9 protein-coding genes, 1 pseudogene and 1 riboswitch are annotated in these 11,768 nt (G+C 68.5%); of the genes and pseudogenes, 5 read left to right on the forward strand and 5 right to left on the reverse strand.

The annotated features are described in order from the left end of the window. Positions 1-6 precede the first annotated feature (6 nt). From A5709_RS07005 to A5709_RS07015, 3 genes are all read right to left on the reverse strand, one after another. Positions 7-3,852: an ATP-binding protein gene (locus A5709_RS07005; protein ID WP_067948953.1), complete on the reverse strand. Its 3,846-nt coding sequence runs from the start codon at positions 3,850-3,852 to the stop codon at positions 7-9. Further along, positions 3,849-4,211 (reverse strand): STAS domain-containing protein, encoded by a 363-nt coding sequence (locus A5709_RS07010; RefSeq protein ID WP_067948955.1) that lies wholly within the window; start codon positions 4,209-4,211, stop codon positions 3,849-3,851. The genes A5709_RS07005 and A5709_RS07010 overlap by 4 nt, the downstream gene beginning before the upstream one ends. Positions 4,212-4,307: 96 nt before the next feature. Beyond that, entirely contained in the window at positions 4,308-4,958 is a 651-nt protein-coding gene (locus tag A5709_RS07015; protein WP_067948975.1) for a PAS and ANTAR domain-containing protein, read from the reverse strand. A 164-nt stretch (positions 4,959-5,122) separates the two neighbouring features. After that, positions 5,123-5,232, forward strand: a riboswitch (TPP riboswitch). Here A5709_RS07015 and thiC point away from each other — a divergent pair. The 5 genes from thiC to A5709_RS07040 all read left to right on the forward strand — a co-directional run bounded on the left by thiC (position 5,224) and on the right by A5709_RS07040 (position 9,737). Continuing rightward, entirely contained in the window at positions 5,224-6,873 is a 1,650-nt protein-coding gene (gene thiC, locus A5709_RS07020) for a phosphomethylpyrimidine synthase ThiC (protein ID WP_068011742.1), read from the forward strand. Its footprint overlaps the riboswitch before it by 9 nt. 60 nt (positions 6,874-6,933) lie before the next feature. After that, complete coding sequence (gene thiD, locus A5709_RS07025; protein WP_068119078.1) at positions 6,934-7,761, forward strand: bifunctional hydroxymethylpyrimidine kinase/phosphomethylpyrimidine kinase; 828 nt, start codon at positions 6,934-6,936, stop codon at positions 7,759-7,761. Further along, the gene (locus A5709_RS07030) at positions 7,758-8,381 is read left to right on the forward strand and encodes an alpha/beta family hydrolase (RefSeq protein ID WP_068119081.1); all 624 of its coding nucleotides are present in this window, start codon (positions 7,758-7,760) and stop codon (positions 8,379-8,381) included. Before thiD ends, A5709_RS07030 begins: the two co-directional genes overlap by 4 nt. A gap of 32 nt (positions 8,382-8,413) precedes the next feature. After that, the gene (locus A5709_RS07035; RefSeq protein ID WP_067948963.1) at positions 8,414-8,848 is read left to right on the forward strand and encodes a MarR family winged helix-turn-helix transcriptional regulator; all 435 of its coding nucleotides are present in this window, start codon (positions 8,414-8,416) and stop codon (positions 8,846-8,848) included. A 19-nt stretch (positions 8,849-8,867) separates the two neighbouring features. Continuing rightward, complete coding sequence (locus A5709_RS07040; protein ID WP_068119084.1) at positions 8,868-9,737, forward strand: LLM class F420-dependent oxidoreductase; 870 nt, start codon at positions 8,868-8,870, stop codon at positions 9,735-9,737. A gap of 16 nt (positions 9,738-9,753) precedes the next feature. Here the strand turns inward: A5709_RS07040 and A5709_RS07045 are convergent, their stop codons facing one another. Together A5709_RS07045 and A5709_RS28375 are read right to left on the reverse strand one after the other, a co-directional pair. After that, positions 9,754-11,253, reverse strand: a complete 1,500-nt coding sequence (locus A5709_RS07045) for a peptidase (RefSeq protein ID WP_156767987.1) — start codon at positions 11,251-11,253, stop codon at positions 9,754-9,756. 225 nt (positions 11,254-11,478) lie between these two features. Further along, positions 11,479-11,768 (reverse strand): annotated as a pseudogene (locus A5709_RS28375) (hypothetical protein); the annotation flags it as partial.

Genomic DNA, 11,768 nt, shown 5'->3' on the forward strand with positions numbered 1-11,768 from the left:
AGCGGGTCAAGCGGTCCCGGCGACGTTGTCGAACCGCAGCGTGACCCGGGTGCCCCCGGCGGTGCGGAACGTGTCGACGTGATCGGCCAGCCCGCCGATCAGGGTCAGACCGCGGCCGCGCCGCCTGCTGCGCAGGCTGGCCGAGGAATCGCCCACCCACCGCCCGGTGTCGCTGACCGTGACCGCAACCGTCTGCCGGCGCAGGAAGGCCTCCACCGAGACCGTTCGGCGCGGCTCGCCGTCACTGCCGTGCTCGATCGCGTTGGTCACGGCCTCGCCGGTCGCCAACAGGATGTCCATTTCGCGCTTCGGGTCGACGTTGTTGCCGGCCAGCCAGTTGTGTAACCGCTCGCGCGCCACCGGAATCTGGCCCGGCGCGGCCGTGACCACGGTGGCGAAGCTGCGCGGGCAGTCGTGGCTCGGCCGCAGCGCGAGCACCACGACGTCGTCCCGGTAGCCGCCGGGCGGGGTCAGCCGGGACAGCAGCTCGGCGCACACCGCCTCGACCGGAAGGTCGACGCATTCCGCGGCCGCGGCCTTCAGGCGGCCCAGCCCGTCATCGAGCGTCTCGCCGGCGCGCTCGATGAGCCCGTCGGTGTACAGCAGGATCAGGCTTCCCGGCGGCAGATTCGCCGTCGCGGTGGCGCCGGACGGATAGCTCTCGGCATCGTGTTCCTTGACGGCCACCGGCAGACGCCGCCCGAACGTCAGGAACACGGCGCGATGGTCGGGAAAGACCAGCAGCGGATAGGGGTGGCCGGCGCAGCTGTACCGGACGGTGGCGCAACCGGTGTCCGGTTCGGTCTCGACGAGCGCGTAGGCCACCGTCGCGCAGCGGGCGCCCGCGACGCTGGCGCCGTACCGATCCAGCGCCCCGAGCACCGCGCCCGGTTCGCCCGCGGTGAGGGCCGAGGCGGCGACCGCGGCGCGCAGCCTGCTCATCACGATCGCGGCGGCCAGCCCGTGTCCGACGACGTCGCCCACCGATATCCCGACCCGGCCGGCGCGATCCAGGGGGGTGACCGAATACCAGTCGCCGCCGACGCGCATCGCCTCACCGGCGGGCTGGTAGACGGCGGCCACGACGGCCGCGGTCGAGCCCCGGTCCAGGTCCAGCAGATGCTCCTGGAAGTCGACGGCGATGCGGTGTTCGCGCGCCATGACGCGAACCCGGTCCAACGCCGAGGACGTCAGCTCGGCAATGCGGCCGAACGCCTCGAGTTCGGCCGCGTCGAACTGGCGCGGCGAGGACCACAGCAGGCCCAGCACGCCGATGACGCGGCCCGTGTGATCCCGCAATGGATTGGCGACGCAGGCCCGAACGCTGTCGGCGGTGTCCTGCACGGCGTGTTCGTAGCGCGGGGGCAGGTCGAACGTGTCCGTGATGACCATCGGCTCGCCGGTGCGCACGACGTCGGCCCCGACCACCGGGGAGTCGAGTTCTGTCACGTGGTAGCGGTCGCGCAATTCAACGGGCAGGTCGCCGGCGTATTCGAACCGGATGTGGCGTTCGCCGTCGAGGACGCCGATCGTGACGGCTGCGGCGTCGGCCGAGCCGAACGGCGACTCCAGCAGGGCGGCCAAGATCCCGGCGACCGAGTCGGTGGCCTGCAGCGCCGAGTCGAGTGGCAACAGATCGGAGGCCGCCGCACGACGCTGGCGGTCGCGCTCGCGGGCCACCGCGGACAGCCGCGACTTCAACCGGTCGATCAGTTCCTGGGACCGGAACGGCTTGGGCAGGTAGTCGTCGGCGCCAGCGGCATAACCCTCGTCGACCGCCTCCGCGCCGGCCCGGGCGGACAGCATGAGGACCGGCGTCGCCGCCAACTGGGGGTCCGCCCGGATGGCAGTCACCAGTCCGAAGCCGTCGACGCCCGGCATCATGACGTCGGTGATGACCGCGTCCGGGCGCAGGCTTCGGGTCGCCGCCAGTGCCGACTCACCGTCTGCGGCAAGGACCGTCTCCCAATGGGGCGACAGCACCCGGTCGAGATGGTCTCGCATGTCGGCGTTGTCGTCGGCGATCAGCACCAATTGGCGAGACTTTTCGGTCGCGGCGGCCGAGGAGTCGCGTTCCGGAACCGGCGCCAGCCATTGGCGGGCCTCCGCCACGTAGGGGTTGGTCTCGTCCAGCGGGCCGGCGGGCGACTGGTCGGCCGTCGTGCCGATAGATTGCGGCAACCGGATGGTCACCGTCGTGCCGCGGTCCACTTCGCTGTCGATCTGCACGGTTCCGCCGTGCAGTTCGACGAGCCCGCGCACCAGCGAGAGGCCGATGCCGGTGCCCTCAACGCTGCGGCCGCGCAGGTTGTCGGCCCGGTAGAAGCGCTCGAACAGGCGGTCCAGGTCCGCGGCGGCGATCCCCACTCCGGTGTCGCGCATGGTGACGACGCAGTGCTCGGGTTCGGCGCGCACCTCGACCGAAATCGTTCCCCGCAGAGTGTATTTGACTGCGTTCGACAGCAGGTTCAGGACGATCGTCTCCCACATGCCCGGGTCGACGTCGGCCAGTACCGGCGAGCAGTTCACCACGAGATCGAGCCCCGCCCGATGGCAGAGCTCGGTGAACGACGATGCTATGTGGGCGGTAAGCGCGCCCACGTCGGTACACGCGAACTTCGCGTTCGCGCGGCCGGCCTCGATGCGGGAGAAGTCGAGGAGCGAGTCCACCAGGCGCTGCAGGCGCCGCGCGTTGCGGGCGGCGGTGCTCAGGCGATCCGCCAATGCGGTTCCCGGCGCCGCTTCGGTCAGCGCATCGTCGAGGGGTCCGAGCAGCAGCGTGAGCGGCGTGCGGAACTCGTGGCTGACGTTGGTGAGGAAAGCCGTTTTCGCACGGTCCAATTCGGCCAGCGCGTCGGCCCGGCGCCGCTGCTGTTCGTAGGAGACGGCCGAGGCGAACGCCGCGGACAGCTGATCGGCGAGCAGTTGGCAGAACCCGCGGTACATCGAATCAAGGGGACGCCGCGGATTGGCCCCGATCACCACCGCCCCGGCGTTCGAGTTTTCTCCCAGCGGCAACACCAGGGCCTGCCGGGGGCAGTTCTCGCCGAAACGCGCTGTGATGCCCGGGATTACGTCCTCGAGCCGGTCGATGACGCGCGCGGCCCGGGCCCGTGGCGTGGTGTCCCAGCCCTTGAGCTCCGACAGCGAGCGAGGCAGCAGCGGCCGGATCGACGGCGTGGCCCCTCGCAGCGTGCTGTCGCGCGCCGCCTCGTCGTCCGCTACGTAGACGGCAATGAACGGCAAGTCCAGCGGCTGCGCCTCGCATATCGCGACGGTGCTGCTCACCGCGTTGTCGATGGCGTGCGCGTCCATCACGGCGGTCGCGACCGCGTTGAGCAAGTGGAGCCGACGCTCACTCAACACCCGGTCGGTCGTTTCGATCACCGCGCAGAAAACGGCCGGGACCCCACCGTCGCCGCCGATGATGGGGCTGTAGGTGAAGGTGAAATACCGCTCCTGGGATTCACCACCGGTGATGAGCTGCAGCATCAGGTCGTCGGACCAGGTCGCGACGCCGGTCTCCATCACGCTGGTGAGCATCGGGGAGATCTGCTCCCAGATTTCCCACCACACCTGCTCCGCGGGGCAACCCAGGGCCGCGGGGTGCTTGTCCCCCAGGATCTGCGCGTAGCCGTCGTTGTACATCAGGAAGAGGTTTTCCGGCCCTAACCAGAGCACGATGGGGAACCGCGAGGTCAGGGCGATCGCCACGGCCGCGCGCACCTCGGCGGACCAGCCCCGCGGCGATCCCAACGGATGGGCGTCCCAGTCGAATTCGGCGAAGCGGCGGCCCATCTCGCCGCCCAGCTCGACCGCAGCCGCCAGGTCGGGCGGCAGCGCCGGGTTCATTGCTGTCGCTTGTGTTGCAGAGCCTCGGGCAGCGTCGGGTAGATGTCGAAGATCCGATCCAGTTCGGTCACCTCGATCGGACGAAGCACTTGGTCGTTGTTGGCGACCAGGCGGACGGCCGTCCCGGCTTCCTTGCCTTCGTCGTGGCACTCGAGCACGGCGTTCAACGCCGCGCTGCCGAAGAAGTCGACGGCCTGCAGGTCGACGACCACCAGCCGGGCCGGGTGAGTCTCGGCCAACTTGAGCGCGGCGTTCAGGTGAGTGGCTACCTCTTCGACGGTACTGGAGTCGACGGCGCCCGCAACGCGCACGACGACCGCATCCTCGAGAGACTCATGTTCCACCGCCAACAACTCCAGCGCCTTTCACAGTCGTCCGAATGCGCGGCGTGCGCCGCTCGGAGCGTCTAGGAACACTAACTGTTTGCGGGCTGCCGCGTTCGCGTATTCCTCTGGTTACCCGGCGGACTCGGCGGTTATCCGTTCGTGCACCGTCAACAGCAGATGATCGAACTGACCCTGCAGAGTGGCCGTCGAGCCTTCGAGGGTAGTCACCTCGGCGAGTAGTTGCCGGGCCAGCGCACGCAGCTTCACGTTGGTCTCTTGCGACCGCCACTGCAGCACGCGAAACGCCTGCTCGGCGCTGACCCGGTAGACGAACATCAGCACGCCCTTGGCCTGCTCGATCGCCGCGCGGTTTTCGAAGAGGTCGGGCAGGGCTTCGTCGAGCACCTCTTGCCGGGTTTCGTCGAACGTGTTGGTGAGGTCGATGTAATAGCCCGCGGTGCCCACCACGGCGCCCGACTCGTCGTGCATGCGGTCGGCCACGACGATCGCGTCGTGCACGTTGCCGGACGTGTCGAGGAACCGGTGCCGACTGGAGAAGGACTCCGCCGACTGCAGGGCGTAGTCGAGCACCTCCTGGACGTGCCGGCGGTCGTCGGGGTGCTTGTGCGACAACAACAGCTTCGTCGTGGGCTCGACGGTGCCCGGTTCGTAACCGTGCATCCTGGCCACCTCGTCGGACCACTCCCAGCGCTCACCGATGAACCAGAACCGAAACGTGCCGACGTTGAGATGACAGGCGGCCGCCTCGGGCGGACTCAGCTCGTGGCCGCTGCGGGACGTGTCGGCCGTCGGCCCGTCCGTTTCCCCTTGCTCTTGCACGTTTGCATCCTTACACCAGGGGGATACCACCGGCTACCGCCCTGACCAAAAGGCGCGCCCACATGCCAGCAGGTCCGGGGTGGGGGTAACGTCGCGTGCGGACCATCCAAAAACGCGGGAGCGCACGTCGAATGCGCTGAGAGGACGGCTGGGGCCGTCGACCGTACGAACCTGACCGGGTAATGCCGGCGTAGGGAGATGAAAAATGACTGATGTCCTTTCCCAAGCCGTCGAGGCTTCCGTCACCACGGGACCCATCGCAGGCAGCAGCAAGGTCTACCGCGACGTCGAGGGGTTCCCCGGTGCTCGCGTCCCGTTCCGGCGCGTGCACCTGTCCACCGGCGACCACTTCGACCTCTACGACACCTCCGGCCCGTACACCGACGCGGACGCTGTCATCGACCTGACGACCGGGCTGCCGGCGCGGCCGGGGGTGGTCCGCGACCGCGGCACCCAGCTGCAGCGGGCGCGGGCCGGCGAGATCACGGCCGAGATGGCATACATCGCCGCCCGCGAGGACATGCCCGCCGAGCTGGTGCGCGACGAGGTCGCCCGCGGCCGCGCGGTGATCCCCGCCAACCACAACCACCCCGAGATCGAGCCGATGATCATCGGCAAGGCCTTCGCGGTGAAGGTCAACGCCAACATCGGCAACTCCGCGGTGACGTCGTCGATCGCCGAGGAGGTCGACAAGATGGTGTGGGCCACCCGCTGGGGTGCGGACACCATCATGGACCTGTCCACCGGCAAGAACATCCATGAAACCCGTGAGTGGATCCTGCGCAACTCCCCCGTCCCGGTCGGCACCGTGCCCATCTACCAGGCGCTGGAGAAGGTGAAGGGCGATCCGACGGAACTGACGTGGGAGATTTACCGCGACACCGTGATCGAGCAGTGCGAGCAGGGCGTGGACTACATGACCGTGCACGCCGGCGTGCTGCTGCGGTACGTGCCGCTGACCGCCAAGCGGGTCACAGGCATCGTGTCCCGTGGCGGGTCGATCATGGCGGCCTGGTGCCTGGCCCATCACCGGGAGTCGTTCCTCTACACCAACTTTGAGGAGCTCTGCGACATCTTCGCCCGCTACGACGTCACCTTCTCGCTCGGCGACGGCCTGCGGCCGGGGTCGATCGCCGACGCCAACGACGCCGCGCAGTTCGCCGAGCTGCGCACCCTGGGCGAGCTGACCAAGATCGCGAAAGCCCGCGGCGCGCAGGTGATGATCGAGGGACCGGGACACGTCCCGATGCACAAGATCGTCGAGAACGTGCGGCTCGAGGAGGAGCTGTGCGAGGAGGCCCCGTTCTACACGCTGGGCCCGCTGGCCACCGACATCGCGCCGGCCTACGACCACATCACCTCGGCGATCGGCGCGGCGATCATCGCGCAGGCCGGCACCGCGATGCTGTGCTACGTGACGCCCAAGGAGCACCTGGGGCTGCCGGACCGCAAGGACGTCAAGGACGGGGTGATCGCCTACAAGATCGCCGCCCACTCCGCCGACCTGGCCAAGGGGCATCCGCGCGCCCAAGAACGCGACGACGCGTTGAGCACGGCCCGCTTCGAGTTCCGCTGGAACGACCAATTCGCGTTGTCGTTGGACCCCGACACCGCAAGGGAATTCCACGACGAGACCCTGCCGGCCGAACCCGCCAAGACCGCGCACTTCTGCTCGATGTGTGGGCCCAAGTTCTGCTCCATGCGGATCACCGCCGACGTCCGGGCCTACGCCGCCGAGCACGGGCTCGACAGCGAGGAGGCGATCGAGGCCGTCATGAGCGAGGGCATGGCCGAAAAGTCGCGCGAGTTCGCCGAGCACGGCAAGCGGGTGTACCTGCCGATCACCCAGCCGTGATGACGCGAATGCGGCAGAAATGACCGAGCCGGGCGCAGCGGGTCGCGGCAATTCGGCACAGTGAGCTACCTGCCCCTGGCCCCGCCGGGCACCACGCCGCTGCGCGTGCTGACCATCGCCGGATCCGACTCGGGCGGTGGCGCGGGCATCCAGGCCGACATGCGCACCATGGCGCTGCTGGGTGTGCATGCCTGCGTCGCCGTTTCCGCGGTTACCGTGCAGAACACGGTGGGCGTCAAGGGGTTTCACGAGGTCCCTCCCGACGTCGTCGCCGATCAGATCGAAGCGGTGGTCACCGACATCGGCATCCAGGCCGCCAAGACCGGCATGCTGGCGTCGTCCCCCATCATCGCCGCGGTGGCCGACATGTGGCGCCGGCTGGGATCGGCGGTGCCGCTCGTCGTCGATCCGGTGTGCGCGTCCATGCACGGCGACGCCCTGCTGGCGGCGTCCGCCCTCGATGCCCTTCGCGGACAACTGTTTCCGTTGGCCACCCTGGTCACGCCGAACCTCGACGAGGTTCGGCTGCTGGTGGGCATCGACGTCGTGGATGCGAAGTCGCAACGGGCGGCCGCCAAGGCGCTGCACGCGCTGGGACCGCGGTGGGTGTTGGTCAAGGGCGGTCACCTGCGATCGTCCGATCGCAGCTGCGACCTGCTTTACGACGGCGTGTCCTGCTACGAGTTCGATTCGGAACGCCTGCCGGGCGGCAACGACCACGGGGGCGGCGACACCCTGGCCACGGCCATCGCGTGCGCGCTGGCGCACGGCTTCACCGTGCCCGACGCGGTCGGGTTCGGGAAGCGATGGGTAACCGAATGCCTGCGCGCCTCCTATCCGCTGGGCCACGGGCACGGCCCCGTCTCACCCTTGTTCAGGCTGACGTGAACCTGGACGAGATCGCCGGCGTGGCGCACGAACCCGACGGACCACCCGCTGGGGTGGTAGTGCTGACCCATGGCGCCGGCGGCGACCGGGATTCGCCGCTGCTGCAGCAGGTTTGCGACGAATGGGCGCGCCGCGGCTGGCTCGCCGTCCGGTACAACCTGCCCTACCGGCGGCGCCGGCCGAAGGGTCCGCCGTCGGGTTCGGCGGCCGCCGACCGGGCCGGGATCGTCGAGGCGATCGCGCTGTGCCGGGGCCTCGTCGGCGGCCCGTTGATCGCCGGCGGGCATTCCTATGGCGGTCGGCAGACGTCCATGGTGGTGGCGGCCCGCGAAGCGCCGGTGGACATGCTCACCCTGTTCTCGTATCCGGTTCATCCCCCGGGCAAGCCGGAACGGACCCGCACCGAGCACCTGCCCGACATCAGGGTGCCGACGGTGTTCACGCACGGGACGTCGGATCCCTTCGGCACGCCCGACGAATTGCGCGCCGCCGCCGCGCTGGTCACCGGCACGACCGCCGTCGTCGAGATCGCAGGCGCGCGCCACGATCTGCGGTCCAAGACGCTGAACGTGGCCGCGCTGGCGGTCGACGCCGCCCTACAGCTGCTCGGACGCAATTAGACAGTTTGGACTGAACAGTTTAGACTGATCTTGTGGACGGAATCGCCGAGTCAGCGGCTGCGGCGGCCCGCGACCTACGGGTGATGTTCAGCCGGCTGCGACGCCAGTTGAGGGACCTTGCCACCGACGGCGACCTGACCCCCTCACAGACGGCGGTGCTCAACCGGCTCTGGAAAGAGGGCGCCTCATCGGCGAGCGTCCTGGCATCAGCCGAACGGGTACGTCCACAGTCCATGGCCACGATAGTGGCCGCCCTCGGGCAGCGGGGGCTGATCGAGCGCAAGCCCGACCCTGAAGACGGCCGGCGGCAACTGATTTCGCTGACCGCGGCGGGCCGGCGACGGGCCGAGAGCAACCGACAGGTACGGGAGGAGTGGCTGGCACGCGCCATCCACGAGCGGTATTCCGAACGCGAGCGTCGCATCATCCTCGACGCGCTAACGCTGCTCGAGCGCTTGACCGAATAATGAAAGGGCAAGGGCTGCAATGGAAGTAGGACTGCACTTCATCGATTTTCTACCCGGCGACCCGGCGGCGCTGGGCCCGACGCTGGCCGACGCGGCCAAGGCCGCCGAGCAGGGCGGGGCGACGCTGTTCACGCTCGCCGACCACTTCTTTCAGATGGAAGCGATGGGACCGGCGGAGGATCCGTTCCTCGAGGGCTATACGTCGCTGGGCTTCTTGGCCGGGCAGACGACCAAGATCGAGCTAAGCCTGCTGGTCACGGGTGTCACCTATCGCTACCCGGGCTTGCTGGCCAAGGCGGTCACCACACTGGACGTCTTGTCGCAAGGCCGCTCGATGCTGGGGCTCGGCGCCGCCTGGTACGACCGCGAGCACGCCGCCCTCGGCTTCCCCTACCCACCGGTGAGTCAGCGCTTCGAGATGCTCGAAGAGACGCTGCAGATCTGCAGGCAGATGTGGAGCGCGGACAACGGGCCCTACCAGGGCAAGCACTACCAGTTGGCGGAGACGATCTGTGAGCCGCAACCGATCCGGCGCCCGCCCATTCTGATCGGCGGCGACGGCGAGAAGAAGACGCTGCGCCTGGTGGCGCAGTACGCCGACGTCTGGAACAGCACCACGAGCGACGTCGACGAACTCAAGCGCAAGGTCGAGGTGCTGAACCGCCATTGCGACGCGATCGGCCGCGACCCGAGCGAAATCCGCAAGACCGTGGGCTTTTTCGTGAATCCCTTCGACGACCTCGACGGCTACTTCAAAACCGTCGAGCGCTACGGCGAACTCGGCATAGAGATGGTCAATGCCGGTCCGTTCCCCGGCAACCCCGATCCGGTCGGCTTCATCCGCCGCCTCGGCGACGAAGTGATACCCAAGCTCGCTCAGATCGGTTGACAGCGCGGCCTTTCGGTCATCCCGGATAGCGGGAGTAGCAGGCGTCCATATTGCCCGTCACCCCGCCGCGGAACGCCGCTATCCGGGTGAAACCGGCCGGCACGCTGGTGCCGTCCGCGTCACTGGCGACCAGGTGGTTCGTGAGCAACCCGGCCACCGCTTCGTCGAGATCGCCGGCCGTCAGCAGCAGCTGCTTCTGCGACGAGAGCTCGATGGGTTCGGCCATCTTGCGGTGCACCACGCCCGTCAAGCAGGCCGTACGCAGGGCAGTCCACGGACTCTGCATGGCCAGCCCGCGTTCGTGCTGCACGGCCAGCGCGTACCGCGACATCACGGCCGACAGCGCGGTGTCGTCGCCCTGCGGCAGGGTTTGTTCGTTCTCGTCGGCGACCTTGCCCATCGCCGCCAGCTTCGGCAGGTCGATCACGATCGTGTTGGTGGCCGGGCAGTAGGACGCAGGCGGGCTGGCCTTGGCGTCCGGGCAGTCGGCGGACTGGTAGGACAATGCCGGGGGATTCTTCGGGGAGAACACCTTTCCCAAGAGTTCCATCAGCGTCGACAGGGTGTCCTGGTCGATCGGGACCTCCCCGGTCTCCGGGTTCCCGGTGCTGCTGTCGACGCGCAGGGCGTTGGGCAGGTCGCCGCGGCGCTGGCCGATTTCCTTCTTGTCGATCGCCGCGCAGGCCGAGGCGCCGTCGATGAAACCCATTTGGAAGGCGCTGATCCGGTCCAGGGCCGACCCGTGTTCGTCGTCGTTCTCGGCCTCGCTGTCCATCACCGGGTCCCGGGTGGTGATGATCCCCGCCAGCACGTGGTCCAGCCCGTCGGCGGTGCTCAACGTGAACCGCGGCGACTTGCCGTCGGCCACCCAGAACAGGTAGACGCCCGCGAAGCAGTCGGCCTGCTGCTCGCGCACGATCGTGGGGTCTCGTCTGGTCACCAGCTTCGCCATGGTCTGCAAGGCGTGGCCGAATTCGTGGGCCAGCACGCCGTTGACGGACATGTCGCCGAAATACCGTTGCGCAACAGGCATGAACACCCCGCGGTCCCACGCGATCAGGTTGCAGCGCGATGTGTAGAAGGCGTTGACGAGTTTATAGGTGTCGTTGTGGCAAACGATCGGGCTGGACGGTTGCTTGGAGTTGTACGACACCATCTTGCCAACCGGGACGAAGTCGCCTTTCAACGATTGGCTGTAGACCGACTTCCAATACTCCTCGATGTCGTCGACCGATAGCAACGCCAGCTTGTCGATCTCGCCGTTGTCGGTGTTGACGACCGTGCCCGTGGGGGCGGGTGCGTTCGAGCGGATCCCGCTGGGGCCGTTGGTCGCGGGCAGGCCACCCACCCGGAACGGGTCGTTGAGCATCGACAGCGCCCGCCCGTCGACGAAGGATGTGCACCCGCCCACCACGATTGCCGCCGCTGCGCAACTGAACGCCGCCCGCAGCAACGCGGCCGCCCTACGCGGACGGCCGCCGGCCAGCTGACGTGGATTGCGCGCAGGGCTATTCATACCAACCTCATCCCGACCGGCTACAGGGCAGCACCAAAGGGTCTCATTCTAGAGCGGTTGGCTAACCCTGACGGTCCGAATGGAAACCGGGGTTGAACGCCGGCCCCGGCGCCGGCGGCGCGAGGTTGCGGCCGGCTTGCCCGTTGCGGAACGACGAACGCCGGGCAGGTGTCATCTTCGGAGCAGCGAACTCCAGAGCGCCATCGAAGCGCGGCCCGGCGTGCGCTAGGGGCGCGGCGCCGTCGGCGTTTGCGTTGGCGTTTGCTGAGGCCCCATCGGACCGCCCGGCCCCATTCCGCCGGGTCCCATCATTCCCGGGCCCATCATGCCGCCGGGACCCATCATCGGGCAGGTACCGCCGCGCCCGCCGCCGTAGCCGTGGTGCCAGCCATAGCGGTCACCCGAGGCCCAGCCCAAGAAGACGCCCGAGAAGAAGATCACCGCGACCACGAACACGACGCCGGCGACGATGACCACCCACGCGACCACTTGACCCAGCCGACTGTGCGCGCCGA

The organism is Mycobacterium sp. E1386, from assembly GCF_001672745.1.
Lineage (GTDB): Bacteria > Actinomycetota > Actinomycetes > Mycobacteriales > Mycobacteriaceae > Mycobacterium.